This is a genomic window from Nonomuraea sp. B19D2 (genome assembly GCF_040137845.1).
Taxonomy (GTDB): domain Bacteria; phylum Actinomycetota; class Actinomycetes; order Streptosporangiales; family Streptosporangiaceae; genus Nonomuraea.
The window spans coordinates 74,911-95,929 of the sequence record NZ_JBEFAK010000023.1 but is presented as its reverse complement, the minus strand read 5'-3'; the positions used below and the strand labels follow the sequence as shown (position 1 = coordinate 95,929).

Below are 21,019 nucleotides of genomic sequence, written 5' to 3'. Positions count from 1 at the left end.
CGGACATTACGGACGTCCATCGGCTCGGCAGCCGCGGTCCGTGTTGACGAGCCTCCCAGCAAATACACGACATTCTGTGTCGTGTATTTCGGTAAAGTTCTCGCGTGCGCGCCGACCGGTTGGTCTCACTGGTGCTGCTGCTGCGGCAGCACGGCCGGCTGTCCGCGACCGCGCTGGCCCGCGAGCTGGAGGTGTCCACCCGCACCGTGCTGCGCGACATCGAGGCGCTGTCCGCAGCCGGCGTCCCGGTCTACGCCGAACGCGGCCGGCACGGCGGTTTCGCGTTGTTGCCCGGTTTCCGGACCGAGCTCACCGGGCTGAATCCCGACGAGGCCCTTGCCCTGCTGGTCGCCGGATCGCGCCGCGGCGCGCAGGCATTCGGCCTCGGCTCGGCGCTCGCTTCGGCGATGCTCAAGGTGGTTGACGCGCTGCCCGAGAGCTATCGGGACACCGCGGCCGGCGCGGCCGAGCGATTGCTCATCGACCCGGAGACCGACCTCCTCTCGCGTCGGCTGGTCGATGAGGAGGTGCCGGACGCCATAGCGGCCGAGGTCCTGCGCGCGGTGTTCGCCGGACACAAGCTGCGCATCCACTACGCGGCTGTGGACCAGGCCCCGAAGTGGCGCACGGTGGACCCGATCGGCCTGGTCACCGTACGCGACCGGGGCTACTTGTTGGCCACGAGGTCTGGCGCGGACCGCACCTACCGGCTGTCCCGGGTCTTGGCCGCCCAGGAGCTCGCCGAACCCGCACAGCGACCAGACCGGGTCGATCTGGACCGGGCCTGGCAGGAACGCAGCACGCGGTTTCGGACCGGCGGCGACCAAGTCACCGTGCTGGTACGGGTGGACCCGGCGCGGCGGGAGGACCTGGTGGGCACCGCGCTGGCCGTCCGCGCCGAGGAACCCGATTCAGACGGCTGGCTGCGGCTGGAGCTGACCTTCCAAGATCCGAGACACGCCGTATGGGCGCTGTGGCAGCTCACCACGAACGCCGAAGCCCTGGCCCCGCAGTGGTTGCGCAACTCCCTGCGCGACCGCGCCGCCGCGATCGCCGCCCGCTACGGAGTGTCATCCTGAGAACCACCGTCACGCATGGGCGCGCTCCTCGCGCTGATGAAGAGGTCTGCGCTGAAACAACCGGCTCAGGGGCCGACGCCACGGGTCTGTGCAGGGTTCAGGAGTGCCGCACCCAGCTCGGTGGGCTGGTGGAAGACGCTATTGGCGTGCCGGTGGCTGGTAATGAGCCCGGCCTCACGAAGCACGCATGTGTGTTGGCTGGCGGCGGCCGGCGTGATGCCGGTACGGCGGGCGAGCTCGCTGGTGTTGGGGACACTGGAGACGGCCCGCAGGACGGCGGCCCGCGTCCGTCCGAGCAGCCGGGCCAGCGGGTCATTGGAGTGGACGTCCGGCTCCTGGAAGCACATCCAGTGTGGATCTCGACTGAGCGGATACAGCAGGGTCGGCGGAAGGTCGCCGTCCGCGAACGACACCGGACGCTTCCAGCAGAAGTGAGAGGGAATGAGAAGTAAGCCGCGCCCCTGTAAATGGAGATCCTTCTCGACTGGATATCCGGGAATCTCCAGGACAGGCGGCCGCCACCGCATGGCGGGACGGAAGCTGTCCAGCAGGCCCCCGGTGCCCGCCGCACGCAGGGTCTGTGTGCGGCGGGCGTGGTCGGCTTCGGCGCGGCGGCAAATCACGGACCAGTACGGTGCCAGCGCGTGCGCGTGGTAGACCGCCAGCATCCGCCCGAGCCGCGCTCGGGCGTGTGGAGAGCGGTCGGTCAGCTCCCGAGCCCAGGCCGGGGCGCCCACGCGATCGTGCAGGATGCCTAATTCGTGCCCGATTCGAACCGGTGATGTACCGATCACGGCTTCGATCCCCGCTTCCAGGCCCAGCCGGCCCTCCACCGGGGTGAGGAAATCGGGAAAGTAGCTGGCGTTGGGAACGAGCGGCAAGAGCTGCCGTACCTCACGTGTCCCGCCGCGCCGCTGGACATCGGTTCTCACCCGCAGCCGCCACTCGGCGAAGGGTAAACGCCCGTAACGGGCCTGCAGCATCTGCAGGCTGAAAACGATCTCCCAAAGGGGGTCGGGGGCCTCGGCGACATGCGTACGTGCCAGATCCGTACTGGTGAAGTGAATACGCAGCATTCGCCGCCCTCGACGAAGTTGACTCTCTTGACGTACCCCTTGTTAACGCGGCCTGCTTGCAGGGATGTTGCAGCCTTCTTATTCAGCCTTATTCAGCACGACTACCAGTCGACACGAAAACCCACGGGTCCCTGGCCTCCCGGGGCACGCCGGTCCGCCGCCGCGTCAGGTGCGTACACGGACAGCTCAGCACTTCTGAAGGGCCGGTGGCGCGGGTGTTTAGGCCACAGCTTAAACACCCGTGCATTTCCTATCCGCGCGCTGGATCCTCAAAAGGAGGAAACCGCCAAAGACGCGAGGAATAAAATGATCGTAACGCAAACCCGCCACATCAAGACCGCCCCCGCTACGCGCAGCCGCACCCGTGCCATTGTCCGGGCCGCCTCCCTGGCGACCGGCGCCGTGGCAATGGCGGGACTGTTCAGCCTGGGGGCGGCTCCGGCATCAGCCGCTGCCCTGATGGCTTCCCGGCCGTTCGACTGCGGCGTGGTCGGCGGCGACCGCTTCTACTCCTGCCCGGAATCGACCATCAACGTGCGCTCCGGCCGGAAGGTCTCGGTGGCCGTAGCCGGCTCCAAGGGCAAAAGAGTTAAATTCCGGCTCATGAGGAGTGGCGAGCCTGTCGGCAAGGAGTCTCCCTGTATCAGGGTTGGCGACGCCGCCGAACCGTTGTGGACCAACAGAACAGGACGCACGGTTTCGGTGCGTTTGCAGGCGGATATCTGTGACTGGTTCGGCACCGCCAATGTGGTAGGGAGGCTGTACTACTAGCGAATCCGGCGCGGGTCAGCGCCACGAGAGCCGACCACCAGGCCGACGACGGACTACGCACCGTAACGCCGGCGGGGAAGCCGGTCGGTGTGTGTCTGCGGTCATGACGGCATGCCGGGCGGATTGCCGGCGAGTACACAGGCAACGGGCGGGTCGAGCTCGAGGGTCTCGACCCGCAGATGGGTGAAGCCCGCCTGGGTGAGCATGTCCTGGAGCTCTTGGGCGGCTCGGACCGTGGTGTCCCGGGTGGCGCCGGGGCAGCGGGGCTGGCTGACGAGCGCAATGCGTCCTGCGGGGCGCAGCAGGCTGCGCAGCTCGCGAAGCCGCTTCACCGGGTCGGGCCAGAACCCCACGGAGTTGACGGCGAGGACGGCATCGAGCGGATCGCCGAAGCTCGGCAACTGCTCCACGGAGGCTTGCGTGAGGTGGACGCGGTGGGCGCGGACGGCGGCGGCGTTGCGGCGGGCGGCCTGCCGGACCATGGCCTGCGAGTGGTCGATGCCGAAGACGTGGCCCCGGGTGGCGCGGCGGGCGAGCTCGGCGATGGCGATGCCGGGACCGAAGCCGATTTCGAGCACCCGGTCGGTGGGCTGCACGTCCAGCAACGACACCGCCCAGGTGTTGCGCTGCCGGTTGGAGGGGCGATGAGCGAACATCCGGCCGACCGCCCACCCGACGATGCCCCGGGGGTGGTGCGCCTGGCGCACCAATTTTCTGAGCGCGCGTTGCTTGAGAGATGTACCTGCTGTCTGCATGATCGCCAGTCAACGACTTCAAGTACACTTGAAGTCAAATGGGCGAGCAGTTGACGATCGGTGAGCTGGCGAGCCGCACGGGTGTCGCCACCTCCGCCTTGCGCTACTGGGAGGAGCTCGGCCTGCTACCGGCGCCGGCCCGGGTCTCAGGCCAACGGCGTTATCCGCCATCGGCGGTTGAGCTGGTCGGTTTGGTGGTGTTGCTGCGAGATGTCGGTTTCACGTTGCGGGAGGTCAAAGCGTTCATCGCGTCTCGTTCGCCGGCCGGCGACGGTTGGCGGGAGCTGTACGAACGCAAGCTCACCGAGCTGGATCAACGGATTGCCCAGGCCCAGGTGGCACGCACCGCCATCGCCCATGGCCTGGCCTGCCCGCACGAGGACATCTTCGAGTGCGCCAACTTCGCCGGCGGGGTCGCGGCGCTCCTGGCGGGATGTTCTCTCGAAGAGGCTCACGAAGAGGTTCATTCGCAGGCTCATTCGCGCTGACCTCGCCGTCGAGACAGGCGGCCTCAGCCGCTGGAGCGCGGGCTGGTCGGCCGGTTTCCAGCTCGATGTCGTGATGACGCAGGTCCTCGGCGATGGTGAGCAGCTCGGCGGCCCAGGCGCCTCATTTCGTGCACAGCGAAGATCACCCGCTGATGCGGGACGGCCTTCCTGATGGTGCGGGCGTACTCCATCGCTTTCGTTACCCCTCAGCACAGGGCCATCGCGGTCTGCCACACTTCGGGCAGCGCCGCCAGGACGAGATCGCCCCGGCGGCGGCGGTCCTTGCGCGTCTCGGCGCCCAGGTCGCCGAGCAGCTCGCGGAAGCCGTCCTCGTAGCCCGACTTCCCGGCGGCCGACCGCTTCGCCAGGCAGCGCGCGTACGTGGCCACCAGCCAGAAGACCGCCTCCCGGTGCAGCCCGCGCAGGATCAGGTCGCGGGTGCCGTCGATGGCGACGGGCCGCGCCGGCGGGGTGATGTCGGAGTCGAACCGGTACGAGGGCGCCCGCACGGTGGCCGTCGCGTCGAACACCTTCTCCAGCGCGGCCAGATGCCGCGTGACCTGCGCCACGCTGAGGTTGGTGCAGCCCAGCAGGTCGAGCAGGCTCTCGTGGAAGTCCAGCCGGCCGTGCTCGGCGAGCAGGTCGCGCACGGCCTCGTACCGGCGGCGGATCGTGGGGTTGCGCAGCCCGGCCACCAGCAGCACGTGTGTGGTCACCCCGGTGCCGAACAACCACGAGGTGACCTGGTCGGGCAGGGACGCGCGCTCGTCGATGCCGTTGATGAACCCGCGCACCCGATCCATGGCGTTGGTGCAGCGGGCCAGGATCCATGGCCGCTCGGCGAAGTCGCGCGAGACCACCCGCTGGATCTCGGTCAGCCGCCCGGACGGGTCGGCCAGCACGCACGGGAGGTGGAAGCTGCCGGCCAGGTGGTAGTCGCTCAGCACGTCGTGCGCGGAGCCGAGCTCGGGAATGGAGGAGACCTCGAGCAGGATCCCCTTGTAGGCGAATTTGCCCAGGCGGGCGGGCTGGTCCGCGACCACGATGACGTCCACGTCGGAGGTCGGGGCCAGCTCCGCGGCCGGGTCGGCCCACAGGGCCGACCCGGTCAGGAACGCACCCTCGAAACCCGGCAGCGCGGCGCCCTCTTCCTGCACCCACTGCCGGGCGATCTGCCTGGCTTGCTCAATCCGCATCCACTTCCTCCCGATCCGGGCCGCGGCGCACGGTCCAGATCAGGACGAGCGCACCCAGCACGACAAGCACCGCCAGCCCGCCCCAGATCCAGCCGGGAACACCCGCCGACGCCGTGCCCTGCTCGCCGGCCGCCTGGGGCGGCGTGTTCACCGTTGACCCCTCGCCGGAGCGCGAGGGCGAGGCCGATGGAGAAGCTGATCCTTTCACGCTGAAGGGGATTTCGCCCTCAATGGGATGGCCGTCGGACGAAACGACGCGCCAGGCGATGACGTACGAGCCCGGCGCGAGTGGCTGGGGCACGTCGGCGAACACCTTCGGACCGGCGAGCCGCGGCCTGCCGAGCGGGACCGCCTTGCCCGCCGTGTCGTGCAGCACGACGAACGGGAACTGGACGCTGGCGCTGTATTCGAGCTCGATCTCCTTGACCGAGCCGACCTGCGCGTTCTTGGCGGGCGAGCTGCTCTTGAGCGAGTCGTGGGCGAGCGCCGGGGAAGCGGTGGACACCAGGACAAGGGCGCACGCGAGGGCCGCCCCGAGGATGTGACGTGGCAGGAACGCCATGGTGGGTCTCCAGAACGATCTTCCGGCCGCGCGCATGGCGCCGTCCGGACACAGGCAAAGGTACGCCCCCGCGGGGCCGCGCCAAGGGACATGGACTTCAACCGAAGTGCCTTGGCCCGCCGGGCGGGCCTCGCCTGCTGATCGTGCCGGAGACGGTCCTGCCGGCGTACACGGGGACTGCGGAGGTCACCGGCCGCCACGAGGGCGCGCAGACCTCGGGCGGGACGGCGGCGAGCAGCCGGATGAGCGGCGGCGGCGCGGCGTAGAGGCGGATCACGAGCCACAGCGCCCGCTCGCCCCGATGCAGCCACCACGCCGTCAGCGCGGCCACCGTGAGATGCACCAGCGTCATGCCGGGCGCGGGATGCCCGTGCGCCGCGCCCGCCCCTGCGGCGGGCGCGAGCCGCTCGAAGAGCTGGTGCAGCACCAACTGCGTGCTCGTGGTCGCCACCAGCACGGCGGCCGGCCCGCGCTCGCGCCCGTCGATCAGGTACGCGAGCCCGAGCGCCGCCAGCACCCCGGCCAGGTAGACCCCGAACGGCACGAGACCGCCGCCCGCCAGCGCGTGCCCGCCCGCCGACACCGCGCCGCAGACCGTCGCGAACACGACGGCCCGCGCGAGACGCAGCACTGAGGACGCGGAGGACACAGCCGATATTCTCCTCCAAAACCGGCCGGCGCGGCGCCCGGGTCGCCATGATGCGTCTTTGTCAAAGACGCGACCCGCTGATGACACTTTTTCACCGGCTCTTTCCAGGCACGGGGAATTCGCCTTCGGCGTGGCGTTACGGCATGGCCAGCGGCAACTGCAAACATCGTACCGATCTTGTTCGGCCCGCTCGGCGGCCGGTACGGGCCGCATTCCGGCCTGCGGGTCAATTGCGACAGATTCCGAAAGGAACGGTACATGTTCACGCCCAATGTCCGGACAAAAGCCACAGCCAAGCCCGCCCGGCCCACGGCACGTCACGCGATGAAGAGGGCGATATGCGGCTCCCTTTCCATGGCTCTGGTCGCGGTTTCGACCTCGTCGGCGAACGCGGACAACGCCCCCGACGTCCCTCTCGGGGTCGTGACGCCGACCCTGACCCCGGTCCGGATCTCCAGCCCGACTCCCACCCCGAGGGTGGCTCCCAGCCCGCGGGTGGCTCTCACCCCGACGGTGACTCCGACTCCGACGGTGACTCCGACGGTGACTCCGACGGTGACTCCGACGGTGACCCCGACCGCGACCCCGACCGCCACGGTGACGGAGACGGCGACAGAGACCGCGACAGAGACGGCCACCCCCGACGTCGATGTCTTCACTCGCCGCCATTTCGACCACGGCAGGTGCAACCCGCATGTCTACTACAGGGTCCATGAGCTCTCGCCGCGAAACTTCTTCCTGCCGCGCACCCGCTACATCGACGGTCCCGGCGGCACGATGACGGTGTCGGTCACGAGGGAGCACGAAGTGCTCGCGTTCCTGGAGACCGAGCTCGAGAGGAAATGGATCGTCACCCACAAGTTCGAGACGAAGGACCTGGTCCGCGAATTCCGCAAGCTGGGGCTTCCGCACCTCGAAGAGCGGCACATGGTCTTCACCGGCCACGAATATTCGCGGGAGATCAGCAAAGGAAAGTACGGGAATATGTGGTACCGGGTCTTCGGCTACCGCATCGGCTGGTCGGCCTGGGAGGTGCTCGGGACGTGCCGCGAGGTCGAGGCCGCCAGTGGAATAGCCAACGTGCCCGCCAGGGTGGAGGGCTGGCGATACTGGGAGACCAAGCACCCGAAGCTCAAGGGGCGCCCGGTATCCCACAAGTAGCGACACCCGTGGCGCTGGACCGCGTCGTGACCGTTGTGTGCCGCGGGCTCGGGTGGGGCCGGGGGCAGGTCGTGCGGGCGCGTGGTGGGTCGTGGGACACTGCTCGTGGCGCCGGCCGTCCCCGGGGCGGCCCGTGCGGCAGCAGGACCCACGGACAGAGGCACGAAGGATGGCGACTCCCCCCACGATCCGGGTCGTTCTCGTCGAGGACCACGCCATGGTCGCCGAGGCCATCGGGCTGGCCCTCGGCAAGGTGCCCGGGTTCGAGGTGGTGGCCCAGACCGGCACCATCGCCGGGGCCGTGGCCGAGACCGGGAGGTTCCAGCCCGACGTCGTCGTGCTCGACCGGCGCCTGCCCGACGGCGACGGGATCACGGCCATCGAAAGACTCGCCGCGGCGGCGCCCAGGGCGCGGGTGCTGGTGCTGACCGGCGAGGCGACCGCTTCCGTGGCGGCCAGGGTGGTGGCGGCCGGGGGCGCCGGGCTGGTGGTGAAGTCGTCCCGGCTGGGAGAGCTGGAGTCGGCCGTGCGGGAGGTGGCGGCCGGCGGAGTGGTGCTCGCACCCGGGTTGCTGCCGGGGCTGCTCGACCGGCTGACCGGGCGGGCGGGGCTGCTGGGGTCGGCGCTGACGGCCCGCGAGCGGGAGACGCTGCTGCTTCTGGCCGAGGGCGCCAGCACGCTCGAGATCAGCGAACGCCTCGGCGTGGCCCGCAATACGGTACGCAACCACGTTCAGCACGTCCTGGAGAAGTTGGGCGCCAGGTCCAAGCTGGAAGCGGTGGCGCTCGCCCGCAGGGACGGGCTGCTCGACTGACGCATCTGCACCATGCCGCGTCCCCCAGCCGCATCAGGCGATCTGGAGCGGTTGCGTCTCGTGATCGGGTGCCGCGTTACCTGACAGTAGAGGGGTGGGCAGCGAGGAGGTGGGGCCGTACCAGGTGGACACGCCCCTGCCGAAGGAGATAGGCAGCATCACGGCGGCGCGCCGGATGGCCCGCCGGGCCCTGGCCGAGTGCGGCTACCAGGGCCATCACGAGGATGTCCTGCTGGTGGTGTCCGAGCTTGTGACGAACGCGCTCGTGCACGGCGACGGCCCGCCGTCCCTGCGGATGAGGGGCAGCGCGGCGCAGGTACGCGTCGAGGTGGGCGACGCGGGGGAGCGGCTGCCCGAGCCGCGTGAGCCCGGTCCGGCCAACGGCTGGGGGCTGCACGTCGTCAGCCTGCTGTCCACCGGCTGGGGGATCTCGCCCCGGAGCGGCGGGAAGGTGGTTTGGTGCGAGCTGGCGCCCCGCCTCGCCCCGATCGAGAGCGGCCGCTCCGAACCCTGAGCCCGAGGACGAAGGTTTGGGACCTCCCGCCATGTCGTGAAAAGCTGCGGTATGGCCGTGGATGACCTCCCGGAAAAGGACATGAGGTTGCTCGTCCAGAGCATCCGCGATTACGCCATCTTCATGCTCGACCCCCACGGCAGGATCGTGAGCTGGAACGCCGGAGCTCAGCGCATCAAGGGCTACACCGCCGAGGAGATCATCGGCACCCACTTCTCCGTCTTCTATCCGCCCGAGGACGTGGCGGCCGGCAAGCCTCCCATGGAGTTGGAGACGGCCGCCGCCGACGGCCGCTGGGAGGAGGAGGGGTGGCGGGTGCGCAAGGACGGCACCAGGTTCTGGGCGAGCGTGGTCATCACCCCTCTGTTCGACGAGCACGGCGAGCTGCGCGGGTACGGCAAGGTGACGCGCGACCTGACCGAGCGGCGCAGCATGGCCAGGGCGCTGGACGAGCGCGGCCTGCTGCTCGCCCACCTCGTCCAGGCCCAGGAGCGGGAGCGCCGCCGGATCGCCTCCGACGTGCACGACGACACCATCCAGTCCATGGTCGCGGTCGGGATGCGGCTGCGCGCCCTGGGGGAGCGGCTGCCCGAGGAGTACGCCACCGCCGTCGGCTCGCTGGACGACGCCGTCGAGGCCGCCGTGGGGCGCCTGCGCGACCTGGTCTTCCGGTTACGACCGCCGGGCGACGGGCTGGTGGAGGGGCTGGCCGCGTACCTGGAGCGGGAGATGTCGGGCGTGGCGTACGAGCTGGCGTGCGACCTGGACGGCGAGCCGCCCGCGGAGGCCGCGATCACCGTGTTCCGCATCTGCCAGGAGGCCCTGACGAACGTGCGCAAGCACGCCGGGGCGAACACCGTCAGCGTGCGGCTGGCCTCGCTCGACGGCGGCGTCCACGTACGGGTGCGCGACGACGGGATCGGCGTCACGCACCGGGAGCACCGGGACGGGCACTTCGGCCTGATCGAGATGCGCGAGCGGGCCGAGACGGCGGGCGGCTGGTGGGACATCCGCGGCGCGCCAGGCGAGGGCACGACCGTGGATTTCTGGGTGCCCGCCGTCCCCAGGACCCACGACCCGGCCGGCCGCCAGGACCCGGCAGGCCGTCGCGACTCGGCCGGCCGCCAGGATCCGGCCGGCCCGTCATGACCCGAGCAGGGCGAGCGCCTGGCTGGCGATCTCCCACTCCTCGTCCGTGGGGATGACGAGCACGGCCACCTCCGCGCCCGGCGGCGACACGGCCCGCTCGACCAACCCCCTGGCCGGGCGCTCACGGGTGCGCATGTCCACGAGCTCGTACTTGATGGACGACGAGCCCGTGTTCAGCACGAGGATGCGTCCGGCCACGTCCACGACCTGATCTCCGGGGTGTCCTCGCCGTGGTCACGCGTGTGGGCGCGCGCCAGCAGCCGCGCGTCGCTCATGCGCTGGCGCAGGTGAGCCTGGGTGGCGCCGAGCCCCGGCACGCGGTCGATGACGTCCATGACGAGGTGGTAGCGGTCGATGTCGTTGAGCATGGCCATGTCGAACGGCGTCGTCGTGGTGCCCTCCTCCTTGTAGCCGCGCACGTGGATGTTGCCGTGGTTGTGGCGGCGGTAGGTGAGCTGGTGGATCAGCGATGGATAGCCGTGGAAGTCGAAGATGACCGGCTTGTCCCTGGTGAAGAGGGTGTCGAACTCGGCGTCCGGTATGCCGTGCGGGTGCTCCGACGGCGGCTGGAGCCGCATGAGGTCCACGACGTTGATCACCCGTACCTTCAGCGCGGGCACGTGCTCGCGCAGCAGTGCGGCGGCGGCCAGCGTCTCCAGCGTGGGCACGTCGCCCGCGCAGGCCAGCACCACGTCCGGCTCGGCGCCGTCGTCGGTGGAGGCCCACGGCAGGATGCCCAGGCCGCGCGTGTTGTGCGCGACGGCCTCCTCCATCGTGAACAGGTCCAGCACCGGCTGCTTGCCTGCCACGATCACGTTGACGTAGTCGCGCGAGCGCAGGCAGTGGTCGGCGACCGACAGCAGCGTGTTCGCGTCCGGCGGCAGGTAGACGCGCACCACCGAGGCCTTCTTGTTCACCACCACGTCGAGGAAGCCCGGGTCCTGGTGGCTGAACCCGTTGTGGTCCTGCCGCCACACGTGCGACGACAGCAGGTACGTCAGCGACGCCACCGGCCGCCGCCACGGGATCTTCCGCGCCGACTCCAGCCACTTGGCGTGCTGGTTGAACATGGCATCCACGATGTGGATGAACGCCTCGTAGCAGTTGAACAGCCCGTGCCTGCCGGTCAGCAGGTAGCCCTCCAGCCAGCCCTGGCACAGGTGCTCGCTCAGCACCTCCATCACCCGCCCGCCGGGGGCCAGGTTCTCGTCCGTCGGCAGGATCTCGGCGTCCCACGCCCGGTCCGTGGCCTCGAACACCTCCGACAGCCGGTTCGACTCGGTCTCGTCCGGGCCCATCAGCCGGAACGTCCGGGGGTTCGCGGCGATCACGTCGCGCAGGAACCCGCCCAGCACCCGCGTCGGCTCGCTCGACTGCGTGGCGGGCGACTTGACCTCCACCGCCAGCCTGCGGAAGTCGGGCAGCCGCAGCGGCACGAGCAGCTCGCCGCCGTTGGCGTGCGGGTTCGCGCTCATCCTGCGCGTGCCGCGCGGTACGGTGTCCAGGATCTCCTGCACGGGCCTGCCGCCGGAGTCGAACAGCTCCTCCGGCCGGTACGAGCGCATCCACTCCTCGAGCATGGCCAGGTGGGCTGCGTTCTCGCGGACCTTGGCCAGCGGCACCTGGTGCGCCCGCCACGTGCCCTCGATCTGCTTGCCGTCCACCTCGCGCGGCCCCGTCCACCCCTTCGGCGTGCGAAGGACGATCATCGGCAGCCGGTCGGCCTCGCCCCGCTTGTAGGCGGCGATCTGGTCGAACACGGTGTCCAGCGCGCGGGCCATCTCCCCGTGGTCGGGGCCCACGACGTGGGGGCGGTAGCCGTACCCCTCCATGAGCTTGAGCAGCTCGGCCTCGGGGATGCGGGCGAGCACGGCCGGGTTGGCGATCTTGTAGCCGTTCAGGTGCAGGATGGGCAGCACGATGCCGTCGCGCTCGCGCTCCAGGAACTTGTTGGAGTGCCAGCTCGCCGCGAGCGGGCCCGTCTCGGCCTCGCCGTCGCCGACGATGCACGCCACGACCAGGTCCGGGTTGTCGAACGCGGCCCCGTACGCGTGCGCGAGCGAATAGCCCAGCTCCCCGCCCTCGTGGATCGAGCCGGGCGTCTCGGGGGCGACGTGGCTCGGGACCCCGCCGGGGAAGGAGAACTGGCGGAACAGCCGCCGCATGCCCTCCACGTCCTGCGAGAGGTCCGGATAGCGCTCCGGGTACGAGCCCTCCAGCCACGAGTGCGCCACCGCGGCGGGCCCGCCGTGCCCGGGACCGGCGATGTAGATCATGTCCTGGTCCCGCTCCTTGATCACCCGGTTGAGGTGGGCGAAGCAGAAGTTCAGCCCGGGCGTCGTGCCCCAGTGGCCGAGCAGGCGGGGCTTGACGTGCTCGGGCCGCAGCGGCTCGCTGAGCAGGGGATTGTCCAGCAGGTAGATCTGCCCGACGGACAGGTAGTTCGCCGCCCGCCAGTACGCGTCGATATGGTCCATGCCCTGCTGCTTCCTCCACAGGGCGTGCTGAATCCCCAAAACGCCCGATAAGGTGCCGTTCATGGCTTTGAGGAGTTCGCGCTGGTATTCGGGGAACGACCGGAACTCCTACATCCATCGGGCGTGGATGCGGCGCGGCCTCCCCCGTGAGGCGTTCGAGGGCGGCAAGCCGCACATCGCCATCGCCAACACCGCCTCCGACCTCACCCCGTGCAACTCCCACCTGAACGAGGTCGCCGAGAGCGTCGCGAACGGCGTCTGGGAGGCCGGCGGCGTCCCGCTCGACCTGCCCGTCGTCTCCCTCGGCGAGACGAACGTGCGCCCGACCGCCATGCTCTGGCGCAACCTGGCCGCCATGGCCACCGAGGAGATGCTGCGCGCCAACCCCATCGACGGCGTCGTGCTGCTCGGCGGCTGCGACAAGACCATCCCGTCGCTGCTCATGGCCGCCGCCTCCGTGGACCTGCCCGCCGTCGTGATGCCCGGCGGCCCCATGCTGACCGGCCACTTCCGCGGCGCGCCGCTCGGCTGCGGCACCGACGTGTGGCGCCTGAGCGAGGAGGTCCGCGCGGGCACGCTCTCCCGCGAGGCGTTCCTGGAGTCCGAGTCGTCCATGATCCGCAGCCGCGGCCACTGCAACACGATGGGCACCGCCTCCACCATGGCCTGCATGGCCGAGGCGCTCGGCATGACGCTGCCCGGCACCGCGGGCACCCCCGCCCCTGACAGCCGCCTGCTCGAGCGCTCCCACGAGACCGGCCGCCTCGCCGTGGACCTGGTCACCCAGGGCCGCAGGCCGAGCCAGGTGATGACCAGGGGCTCGTTCCTCAACGCCATCGTGACCCTGGCCGCCGTGGGCGGCTCCACCAACGCCGTCGTCCACCTGCTCGCCGTCGCCGGCCGCCTCGGCGTGGACCTCGCCCTGGACGACTTCGACCGCACGGGCTCGGGGGTGCCGCTGCTCGTGGACCTCCAGCCGGCCGGGCGGCACCTGATGGACGACCTGTTCAGGGCGGGCGGCCTCGCGGCCGTGCTGAAGCAGGTCGAGGACCTGCTCGACCCGGAGGCGATCACCGTCACCGGGCGGCCGCTCGTCGAGCACCTCGCGGGCGCGGAGATCTGGGACGAGAGCGTCATCCGCCGCCGCGCCGACCCGCTGCTGCCCGACGCCGGCATCGCCGTCCTGCGCGGCAACCTCGCCCCCGGCGGAGCGGTGATCAAGCCCGCCGCCGCCACGCCCGAGCTGCGGCGGCACCGCGGCCGGGCCGTCGTCTTCGACAGCATCGAGGACGTGTACGCCCGGCTGGACTCGCCCGACCTGGACATCGACGAGACCTCGGTGCTCGTGCTGCGCGGCTGCGGCCCGAAGGGCTACCCCGGCATGCCCGAGGTCGGCAACCTGCCGCTGCCCGCCAAGCTGCTGGAGAAGGGCGTGCGCGACATGGTGCGCATCAGCGACGCCCGCATGAGCGGCACCGCGTACGGCACGGTCGTCCTGCACACCGCGCCAGAGGCGGCGGCCGGCGGCCCGCTGGCGAAGGTGCGCACCGGCGACCCCATCGTGCTCGACGTGGCCGCGAGAAGGCTCGACGTGGACATCCCCGACGCCGAGCTGGCCGCCAGGGAGCCGGCGGTGAACGGGCACGCCAAGCCCGCACGCGGCTGGGAGCGCCTCTACGTCGAGCACGTCACCCAGGCCGACCGCGGCGCGGACCTGGACTTCCTCGTCGGCTCCAGCGGCGACCACGTGGGCCGCGAATCCCACTGAGGTCCTAAAGAGTCCGCTGCGCCATGCGCGGAATCAATCTCGGTGGGTAATGGGTTACGGCACGATGGTGATCCGGTTTGGCGACACGAGGAGGAAGCGTGAACGGCGACATCACCCAGAGCCAGGAGTGGGCGGCTCTCGGCAAGCACCATGAGGAGCTGGCGGGCAAGCATCTGCGCGAGCTGTTCGCCGGGGACCCGGGCCGGGCCGGGCGCATGACCGCGACCGCCGGCGACCTCCACCTCGACTACGCCAAGCACCGCGCCACCGACGAGACGATCGAGCTGCTCGTGGCCCTCGCCGAGCGGGCGGGGCTGCGCGAGCGGATCTCGGCCATGTTCGGCGGCGAGCACATCAACGTCAGCGAGGACCGCGCCGTCCTCCACGTCGCGCTGCGCCTGCCCCGTGACGCCGAGCTGGTCGTGGACGGGCAGGACGTGATCGCCGACGTGCACGCCGTGCTCGACAAGATGAGCGCCTTCGTCGGCCGGGTCAGGTCCAAGGAGTGGCAGGGCGCCACGGGCAAGCCGATCGAGACCGTGGTCAACATCGGCATCGGCGGCTCCGACCTGGGCCCCGCCATGGCCTACGAGGCGCTGCGCGACTACGCCGACGCGGGCGTGACGGCCAGGTTCGTCTCCAACATCGACCCGGCCGACATCACCGGCAACCTCGCCGGCCTCGACCCGGCGACCACGCTGTTCGTGGTCAGCTCCAAGACGTTCACCACGCTCGAGACGCTCACCAACGCCAGGGTCGCCCGCCGCTGGCTGGTCGAGGCCCTGGGCGAGGACGCGGTCTCCAAGCACTTCGTGGCCGTCTCCACCAACGCCGCGAAGGTCGCCGAGTTCGGCATCGACACCGACAACATGTTCGGCTTCTGGGACTGGGTCGGCGGCCGCTACTCCTACGACGGCGCCATCGGCCTGTCCCTGATGATCGCGATCGGGCCCGACCGGTTCCGCGAGATGCTGGCCGGCTTCCACACCGTCGACGAGCACTTCCGCACCGCCCCGTTCGAGGCCAACATGCCGGTGCTGATGGCCCTGCTCGGCATCTGGTACGCCGACTTCTTCGGCGCCGAGACCCGCGCCGTGCTGCCCTACAGCCAGCGGCTGCACCGCTTCCCGGCCTACCTGCAGCAGCTCACCATGGAGTCCAACGGCAAGTCCGTGCGCGCCGACGGCACCCCCGTGGCGGTCGACACCGGCGAGATCTTCTGGGGCGAGCCGGGCACCAACGGGCAGCACGCCTTCTACCAGCTCCTCCACCAGGGCACCCGCCTCGTGCCGGCCGACTTCATCGGCTTCGCCGAGCCGTTCGACGATCGCGAGGGCATGCACGACCAGCTCACCGCCAACCTCCTCGCCCAGACGTCGGCGCTGGCGTTCGGCAAGACGGCCGAGGAGATCGCCGGGGAGGGCACCCCGCCGGACATCGTGCCGCACAAGGTGATGCCGGGAAACCGGCCCACCTCCACGATCCTCGCCCCCAAGCTGACCCCTTCGACGCTCGGCCAGCTCGTCGCGCTCTACGAGCACATCGTGTTCGTGGAGGGCGTCATCTGGGGGGTCGACTCCTTCGACCAGTGGGGCGTCGAGCTGGGCAAGAAGATGGCGCTCGACCTGGCGCCCGCGCTCACCTCCGACGAGCCGCCCACCACGTTCCCCGACGCCTCCACCGAGCAGCTCGTGCGGAAATACCGCGAGCTGCGCGGAAGGCGCGTCTGACATGGGCCACGCGTCCAGGGCCGGGCACGCGCACGGCACGGAGCGGGCGGGGGCGCTGGTGCTGTTCGGCGTCACCGGCGACCTCGCGCGCAAGATGATCCTGCCCGCCCTCTACCGCCTCACCGCCGACAGCCGCCTCGACCTGCCCGTCATCGGCGTGGCCAAGACCGACATGGACCTCGACGGGCTGCGCGAGCACGCCCGCGAGGCCGTCGGCGGCGTGCACGACGCGGCCTTCGACAAGCTGGCCGGCAACCTGCGGCTGGTCGCGGGCGACTACCGCGACCCCGAGACGTTCGCCAGGCTGCGCGAGGAGGTGGCGGGCAAGGGCTTCCTCGTCCACTACCTCGCGGTCCCGCCGGCGCTGTTCGCCGCGGTCGCCGAGGGGCTGGCCGGGGTGGGGCTCAACCAGAACGCCAGGCTCGTCGTGGAGAAGCCGTTCGGCCACGACCTCGACTCCGCCCGCGCGCTCAACGACGAGCTGCTGAAGCACTTCGACGAGGACCACCTGCGGCGCGTCGACCACTTCCTGGGCAAGGAGCCGGTCGAGGACCTCATGGTCTTCAGGTTCGCCAACACCCTGCTCGAGCCCATCTGGAACCGCAGCCACGTTCGCAGCGTCCAGATCACCATGGCCGAGGACTTCGACGTGCGCGACCGCGGCGCCTTCTACGACGCCAACGGCACCGTCCGCGACGTGGTGCAAAATCACCTGCTCCAGCTGCTGGCCATTCTCGCCATGGACCCGCCGCCGTCCACCGACGCCCGGGCCCAGCTCGACGAGAAGTGGCGGGTGCTGCGCGCCGTCCAGGCCATCGACCCGTCCGACGTCGTACGCGGCCAGTACACGGGCTACCTCGACACCGACGGCGTGCGCCCCGGCTCCACCACCGAGACGTTCGTCGCCCTGCGCGCCTACGTCGACAACTGGCGCTGGGCCGGCGTGCCGTGGTGCATCCGCTCGGGCAAGGCGCTGCCGACCACCGATCTGGAGATCGTCGCCGAGCTGCGCAGGCCGCCGGTGACGATGTTCCGCGGTGGCGACGCGCCCGCCAGCCCCAACCTCATCAGGTTCCGGCTCCAGCCGGACGCCGGGGTCACCTTCGACCTGCTGGCCAAGGAGCCGGGCAAGCAGCACACCAGGCCGGTGCCGGTCAGCGTCGACTTCACCAAGGTGCTCGGGCCGATGGAGGCCGCCTACGAGCGCATCCTGACCGACGCCATCAGCGGCGACCCGCGGCGTTTCGCCAGGTTCGACCTGGTGGATGAGTCGTGGCGGATCGTCCAGCGGGTGCTCGACCTGCCGGAGCCGCCGCTGCCGTACGAGAAGGGCTCCTGGGGGCCCGAGCCGGCCGAGAAGATCGCGCCGGGCGGCTGGCACGAGATCTCCACCACGTTCGACTGAGGTGGCCAGGCGGGCGATCCGGGGTAACGATGGGGGAATGGACATCATGAAGGTGGTCGAGCAGGCGAAGGACACCGCGACCGTCGGGCGCGTCTTCGGCGAGCCGATCCAGCAGGGCGACCTCATCGTCATCCCGGTCGCCCGGGTCGCCCACGGAGGCGGCGGCGGGCAGGGACATGGCAAGGGCGAGAAGGGCGAGGAGAACGCCGGCAGCGGCGGCGGCTTCGGCCTCAGCGCCACGCCCGCGGGCGTGTTCGTGGTCAAGGACGGCGACGTCCAGTGGCGGCCCGCCGTCGACGTCAACCGCATCGTGATCGGCGGCCAGATCGTGCTCGTCGTGCTGGCGCTGACCGTGCGCTCCATCTTCAAGAAGTGGCGGCGCAGGCGCTGACGTGCTGGTCGACCTGCTCGACGCGGAGCTGCCCGCCCGCGACTTCCTGATTCCCGGCGCCAACCTTCCGGTGCGGCAGGCCCCACTGGACGGTTCGGCCTCGATTGTGCGCTTCCCGCCGGGCTGGGCCCGCGCCGAACACGGGCACTACCTGGCGGGGGAGGAGTTCGTGCTGCTGGAGGGCGAGCTGTGCGTCTCCGGCATCACCTTCCGGGCCGGGCATCACGGATGGCTGCCCGCCGGGGCGCTGCGCCACTCCAGCGCCGCCCCCGGCGGGGCGCTGGCGTTCACGTCCTTCGACGGGGAGGACACCTGGGTACGCAGCGAGCTCGACGAGCCGGACGGCCCGACCCTGCGCACGCCGCTCGAGAGCGTCGTCATCCCGGCGGGCGGCCTGCCGCTCACCCCGCACTCCGCGCTCCTCGACACGCCCGTCCACCTTGACCGTCCGGCCGAGATGATCACTGTGCCGACCTGGACGTGGGAGCGGTCCACCTTGATCCCGGAGGGCCGGGTGCTCGTAAGGTGGACGGCCTGACCGGCGCCGCCCTCATCGCCCTCGGCGTCAAGCTCGCCGCCGCCACCCGCCCGTGAACCCGCGGCGCGTCATGAGCCGTTCCGCCCGTCCATGGACCTCTGGCGCGTCATGAGACGGTGACGCCCAGCAAATGCCCGAGCCCGAACGTCACGGCGGCGGCTCCCGCGCCCAGCGCGAGCTGCCGCAACCCGCCCAGCCACCACGGCCGGGCGGTCATCCGCGCCACCGCCGCCCCGAACCCGAACAGCGCCAGCACGCTCACCACCGCGGCCAGCACCAGCCCGGACGCCCCGAACAGGAACGGCACCAGCGGCACCAGCGCCCCGGTCGCGAACGCGCAGAACGACGACGCGGCGGCCACGTAAGGCGAGGGCAGGTCGTCGGGATCCACGCCCAGCTCCTCGCGCACGTGCACCCGCAACGCCTGCTCGGGATCGACCGACAGCCCCGCGGCCACCCGCCGTGCGAGGTCGTCGTCGAGCCCCCGCGCCCGGTACAGCGCCGCCAGCTCCGCCTGCTCGCCCTCGGGGTTGCGGGCCAGCTCCCGCCGCTCGACGGCGATCTCGGCCCGCATCAACTCGGTCTGCGACTTGACGGAGGTGTACTCACCGGCCGCCATCGAGCAGGCCCCGGCGATCAGCCCCGCGAACCCGGCCAGCACCGCCCCCCGCCCGGCCCCGGCGGCGCCCACGACTCCGGCGATCAACGCGAGATTGGACACCAGCCCGTCCATCGCCCCGAACACCGCGGGCCGCAACCATCCACCGGTGACATCACGGTGACTGTGATGCTTTTCCGGCGAATATGGTCGAGTCAGCTCAATCGTCATGAAATGCCTCCACTTCCGATATTTCATCGGAAATGTAGGCGCACATCACCAAGATCCGCAACGAAGGCGAGGCTTTCCTGACCTGCGAAGAAGCGGGTTTCCGTGAAATGAACGCCCGGCGGGTCAACCGAGGGTAATGTCGTCGCGTCACTCGGTGTGATCGCGTGAACGCGTATAGCCGTGAGTGGCTGCGGCATGCGAGACTCGACTTATGGAAGGTGGCGAAGACATGAGTGCTCTGCCGGCGGAGGGTTGGCTGGTTGCACATCCACCGCCTAGGCGGTTCGCCCTGTTCCCCGTCGGTCAGGTCACCGGTTACACCGTCGACGACTGGCTCAAGCTCCCCGAGTCTGGGGAGCGCATAGAGTTGATCGACGGGAGTTTCGTGGTGAGTCCTATGCCTATGGGGCTGCATGCATTGTGCGCTGGCGGCTTGCGCGCGGTCCTCGCTGCAGCGGCAAAGGCGGCGAAGTCGGATCTCGTAGTGGTTGAGACGGTCAACCTGAGCGTGGGGGAGGACGGCCTCATCCCCGACGTTGCGGTGCTACCTCGCGACCTGGTCATGGACCGGACGGTTGTCTTCCAGGCCGCGGATGTCGCGGCGGTGGCCGAGGTTGTCAGCCCGGGGCCGGGCAATCGCCGGCGGGACTACGAGATTAAACCGCCCAAATACGCCAAAGCCGGCATCGAGGTGTTCATCAGGGTCGAGATCGAAGGGGCTGACATTCCGCATGTCGAGGTGCTCGAGCTGGGCCCGGACGGCTACGAGACGGTCGGCCACGCCAAAGCAGGAGAGACGCTGACGTTGACCAAGCCCTTCCCCGTGTCCTTCGACCCCGCCGAGCTGTTCGAAGCATAGGCGGCGGCGCCCGCAGCATCGGGCGCCGCGCAGAAACGGTCAGGCGTGGACCGGGGCCGAGGCGGCGGGTTCCGGGGTGCGGATGAGGGCGGCGCAGTCGTCGATCGCCTCCTCCAGGAGCCGGCGCAGCAGCGCGTCCGGGTCGGGGATGCAGGCCTGGACGATGCCGACCACCGAGAGCTGCACCGCGTTCGGCGCCGCGTACCGGCGGAAGCCCTTCTCCGTGATCCGGGCCGCGCGGCTGAAGCGGCGGGCCTGCTCGGCCGCGTGCGGCACCTCCTCCATCGCCCGGCGGCTCAGCTCACTGAGCCTCCCTGACGGGGCACCGTCGAGCCGGGCCAGCATCTCCTCCGCCGCCAGCACCGACACCGCCAGCGCGAGCTGGCGCTCGGCCGCCGCCACCGGCAGGGCCGTCGTGGCGCAGCGCAGCGCGATCTGCGCGTCCACCCTCAGGTCGTCGCTGGCCAGGCCGATGATGGACGGCACGAGCCGGACGAGCTTGGCGCGGCTTTCGTCGCCGGTGTTGTCGTTGACCAGGCGGGCGAGGGCGGCCAGCAACGGGTGGGTGCAGGCCGGATGGTCGCTCCACCGCTCCCCCGCGAGGTAGGAGGCCAGCTCCATGAAACAGGCACCGCGTTTCGGGTTGCGATGTCTGCCGCGGGACAGGACCGGCATGTGATCAAGCTGATTGTCCACGGGTGCTCCACTGCTCCACGCGATCACCGTCTGTCCAGTCTGCGCTGCGGCGACCGCCAACGCCAGTGATGTGCATTCCTGGTTACTGTTCCCTCAAGTCGGGATGTCGCAC

At 70.4% G+C, this 21,019-nt stretch carries 23 protein-coding genes; 13 read left to right on the top strand and 10 right to left on the bottom strand.

Features of this window, described 5'->3' with window-relative positions:
- Positions 1–104 precede the first annotated feature (104 nt).
- Entirely contained in the window at positions 105–1,079 is a 975-nt protein-coding gene (locus ABN273_RS34765) for a helix-turn-helix transcriptional regulator (protein WP_349453337.1), read from the top strand.
- Between the two features lie 65 nt (positions 1,080–1,144).
- Here the strand turns inward: ABN273_RS34765 and ABN273_RS34760 are convergent, their stop codons facing one another.
- A complete protein-coding gene (locus ABN273_RS34760; RefSeq protein WP_349453336.1) occupies positions 1,145–2,155 on the bottom strand; it encodes an ArsR/SmtB family transcription factor in 1,011 nt (336 codons plus the stop codon).
- 306 nt (positions 2,156–2,461) lie between these two features.
- Between ABN273_RS34760 and ABN273_RS34755 the strand changes: the two genes are divergently transcribed.
- Entirely contained in the window at positions 2,462–2,926 is a 465-nt protein-coding gene (locus tag ABN273_RS34755; RefSeq protein ID WP_349453335.1) for a hypothetical protein, read from the top strand.
- Between the two features lie 101 nt (positions 2,927–3,027).
- On the opposite strand, the gene ABN273_RS34750 is transcribed toward ABN273_RS34755, so the two are convergent.
- Complete coding sequence (locus ABN273_RS34750) at positions 3,028–3,681, bottom strand: class I SAM-dependent methyltransferase (protein ID WP_349453334.1); 654 nt, start codon at positions 3,679–3,681, stop codon at positions 3,028–3,030.
- A gap of 38 nt (positions 3,682–3,719) precedes the next feature.
- Between ABN273_RS34750 and ABN273_RS34745 the strand changes: the two genes are divergently transcribed.
- A complete protein-coding gene (locus tag ABN273_RS34745; protein WP_349453333.1) occupies positions 3,720–4,169 on the top strand; it encodes a MerR family transcriptional regulator in 450 nt (149 codons plus the stop codon).
- 206 nt (positions 4,170–4,375) lie between these two features.
- Here the strand turns inward: ABN273_RS34745 and ABN273_RS34740 are convergent, their stop codons facing one another.
- From ABN273_RS34740 to ABN273_RS34725, 4 genes are all read right to left on the bottom strand, one after another.
- Positions 4,376–5,365 carry a hypothetical protein gene (locus ABN273_RS34740; protein WP_349453332.1) on the bottom strand — a complete coding sequence of 330 codons (990 nt, stop codon included), beginning with the start codon at positions 5,363–5,365 and terminating at the stop codon, positions 4,376–4,378.
- On the bottom strand, positions 5,355–5,927 hold the full coding sequence (locus ABN273_RS34735; protein ID WP_349453331.1) for a copper resistance CopC family protein: 573 nt from the start codon (positions 5,925–5,927) through the stop codon (positions 5,355–5,357). The genes ABN273_RS34740 and ABN273_RS34735 overlap by 11 nt, the downstream gene beginning before the upstream one ends.
- A 97-nt stretch (positions 5,928–6,024) precedes the next feature.
- Positions 6,025–6,576, bottom strand: a complete 552-nt coding sequence (locus tag ABN273_RS34730; protein ID WP_349453330.1) for a hypothetical protein — start codon at positions 6,574–6,576, stop codon at positions 6,025–6,027.
- 317 nt (positions 6,577–6,893) lie between these two features.
- Complete coding sequence (locus ABN273_RS34725; RefSeq protein WP_349453329.1) at positions 6,894–7,082, bottom strand: hypothetical protein; 189 nt, start codon at positions 7,080–7,082, stop codon at positions 6,894–6,896.
- Positions 7,083–7,143: 61 nt separating this feature from the next.
- Here ABN273_RS34725 and ABN273_RS34720 point away from each other — a divergent pair, with 61 nt between their 5' ends.
- From ABN273_RS34720 to ABN273_RS34705, 4 genes are all read left to right on the top strand, one after another.
- On the top strand, positions 7,144–7,737 hold the full coding sequence (locus tag ABN273_RS34720) for a hypothetical protein (RefSeq protein WP_349453328.1): 594 nt from the start codon (positions 7,144–7,146) through the stop codon (positions 7,735–7,737).
- 169 nt (positions 7,738–7,906) lie between these two features.
- Complete coding sequence (locus ABN273_RS34715) at positions 7,907–8,551, top strand: response regulator transcription factor (RefSeq protein WP_349453327.1); 645 nt, start codon at positions 7,907–7,909, stop codon at positions 8,549–8,551.
- Between the two features lie 94 nt (positions 8,552–8,645).
- Entirely contained in the window at positions 8,646–9,065 is a 420-nt protein-coding gene (locus ABN273_RS34710) for an ATP-binding protein (protein WP_349453326.1), read from the top strand.
- Between the two features lie 81 nt (positions 9,066–9,146).
- The gene (locus ABN273_RS34705; RefSeq protein ID WP_349453325.1) at positions 9,147–10,214 is read left to right on the top strand and encodes a PAS domain-containing sensor histidine kinase; all 1,068 of its coding nucleotides are present in this window, start codon (positions 9,147–9,149) and stop codon (positions 10,212–10,214) included.
- On the opposite strand, the gene ABN273_RS34700 is transcribed toward ABN273_RS34705, so the two are convergent.
- Positions 10,209–10,412 carry a hypothetical protein gene (locus ABN273_RS34700; protein ID WP_349453324.1) on the bottom strand — a complete coding sequence of 68 codons (204 nt, stop codon included), beginning with the start codon at positions 10,410–10,412 and terminating at the stop codon, positions 10,209–10,211. The genes ABN273_RS34705 and ABN273_RS34700 overlap by 6 nt on opposite strands.
- Positions 10,388–12,691, bottom strand: coding sequence for a phosphoketolase family protein (locus ABN273_RS34695; RefSeq protein ID WP_349453323.1), 2,304 nt, complete (start codon positions 12,689–12,691; stop codon positions 10,388–10,390). Before ABN273_RS34695 ends, ABN273_RS34700 begins: the two co-directional genes overlap by 25 nt.
- Positions 12,692–12,752: 61 nt before the next feature.
- On the opposite strand from ABN273_RS34695, the gene ABN273_RS34690 reads away from it, so the two are divergent.
- The 5 genes from ABN273_RS34690 (at position 12,753) to ABN273_RS34670 (ending at position 18,523) form a co-directional block, all read left to right on the top strand.
- Entirely contained in the window at positions 12,753–14,459 is a 1,707-nt protein-coding gene (locus ABN273_RS34690) for an IlvD/Edd family dehydratase (protein ID WP_349453322.1), read from the top strand.
- A gap of 98 nt (positions 14,460–14,557) precedes the next feature.
- Entirely contained in the window at positions 14,558–16,189 is a 1,632-nt protein-coding gene (gene pgi, locus ABN273_RS34685) for a glucose-6-phosphate isomerase (RefSeq protein WP_349453321.1), read from the top strand.
- 1 nt (position 16,190) lies between these two features.
- Complete coding sequence (gene zwf / locus ABN273_RS34680; protein WP_349453320.1) at positions 16,191–17,594, top strand: glucose-6-phosphate dehydrogenase; 1,404 nt, start codon at positions 16,191–16,193, stop codon at positions 17,592–17,594.
- A gap of 37 nt (positions 17,595–17,631) precedes the next feature.
- Entirely contained in the window at positions 17,632–17,985 is a 354-nt protein-coding gene (locus tag ABN273_RS34675) for a GerW family sporulation protein (protein ID WP_349453319.1), read from the top strand.
- Position 17,986: 1 nt separating this feature from the next.
- Positions 17,987–18,523 carry a cupin domain-containing protein gene (locus ABN273_RS34670; protein ID WP_349453317.1) on the top strand — a complete coding sequence of 179 codons (537 nt, stop codon included), beginning with the start codon at positions 17,987–17,989 and terminating at the stop codon, positions 18,521–18,523.
- Positions 18,524–18,629: 106 nt separating this feature from the next.
- Here ABN273_RS34670 and ABN273_RS34665 read toward each other — a convergent pair whose 3' ends face one another.
- The gene (locus ABN273_RS34665; protein ID WP_349453316.1) at positions 18,630–19,352 is read right to left on the bottom strand and encodes a VIT1/CCC1 transporter family protein; all 723 of its coding nucleotides are present in this window, start codon (positions 19,350–19,352) and stop codon (positions 18,630–18,632) included.
- 229 nt (positions 19,353–19,581) lie between these two features.
- On the opposite strand from ABN273_RS34665, the gene ABN273_RS34660 reads away from it, so the two are divergent.
- Complete coding sequence (locus tag ABN273_RS34660) at positions 19,582–20,211, top strand: Uma2 family endonuclease (protein ID WP_349453315.1); 630 nt, start codon at positions 19,582–19,584, stop codon at positions 20,209–20,211.
- 39 nt (positions 20,212–20,250) lie between these two features.
- Here ABN273_RS34660 and ABN273_RS34655 read toward each other — a convergent pair whose 3' ends face one another.
- A complete protein-coding gene (locus tag ABN273_RS34655; RefSeq protein ID WP_349453314.1) occupies positions 20,251–20,907 on the bottom strand; it encodes a hypothetical protein in 657 nt (218 codons plus the stop codon).
- Positions 20,908–21,019 lie beyond the last annotated feature (112 nt).

What these genes read in the sequence shown, in the direction of transcription:
- ABN273_RS34760 (WP_349453336.1), bottom strand. Translation starts at nt 2,155, where the DNA reads ATGCTGCGTATTCACTTCACCAGTACGGATCTGGCACGTACGCATGTC.
- ABN273_RS34755 (WP_349453335.1), top strand. Translation starts at nt 2,462, where the DNA reads ATGATCGTAACGCAAACCCGCCACATCAAGACCGCCCCCGCTACGCGC.
- ABN273_RS34750 (WP_349453334.1), bottom strand. Translation starts at nt 3,681, where the DNA reads ATGCAGACAGCAGGTACATCTCTCAAGCAACGCGCGCTCAGAAAATTG.
- ABN273_RS34745 (WP_349453333.1), top strand. Translation starts at nt 3,720, where the DNA reads ATGGGCGAGCAGTTGACGATCGGTGAGCTGGCGAGCCGCACGGGTGTC.
- ABN273_RS34740 (WP_349453332.1), bottom strand. Translation starts at nt 5,365, where the DNA reads ATGCGGATTGAGCAAGCCAGGCAGATCGCCCGGCAGTGGGTGCAGGAA.
- ABN273_RS34735 (WP_349453331.1), bottom strand. Translation starts at nt 5,927, where the DNA reads ATGGCGTTCCTGCCACGTCACATCCTCGGGGCGGCCCTCGCGTGCGCC.
- ABN273_RS34715 (WP_349453327.1), top strand. Translation starts at nt 7,907, where the DNA reads ATGGCGACTCCCCCCACGATCCGGGTCGTTCTCGTCGAGGACCACGCC.
- ABN273_RS34705 (WP_349453325.1), top strand. Translation starts at nt 9,147, where the DNA reads ATGAGGTTGCTCGTCCAGAGCATCCGCGATTACGCCATCTTCATGCTC.
- ABN273_RS34695 (WP_349453323.1), bottom strand. Translation starts at nt 12,691, where the DNA reads ATGGACCATATCGACGCGTACTGGCGGGCGGCGAACTACCTGTCCGTC.
- ABN273_RS34690 (WP_349453322.1), top strand. Translation starts at nt 12,753, where the DNA reads ATGGCTTTGAGGAGTTCGCGCTGGTATTCGGGGAACGACCGGAACTCC.
- zwf (WP_349453320.1), top strand. Translation starts at nt 16,191, where the DNA reads ATGGGCCACGCGTCCAGGGCCGGGCACGCGCACGGCACGGAGCGGGCG.
- ABN273_RS34675 (WP_349453319.1), top strand. Translation starts at nt 17,632, where the DNA reads ATGGACATCATGAAGGTGGTCGAGCAGGCGAAGGACACCGCGACCGTC.
- ABN273_RS34665 (WP_349453316.1), bottom strand. Translation starts at nt 19,352, where the DNA reads ATGACGATTGAGCTGACTCGACCATATTCGCCGGAAAAGCATCACAGT.
- ABN273_RS34660 (WP_349453315.1), top strand. Translation starts at nt 19,582, where the DNA reads ATGAGTGCTCTGCCGGCGGAGGGTTGGCTGGTTGCACATCCACCGCCT.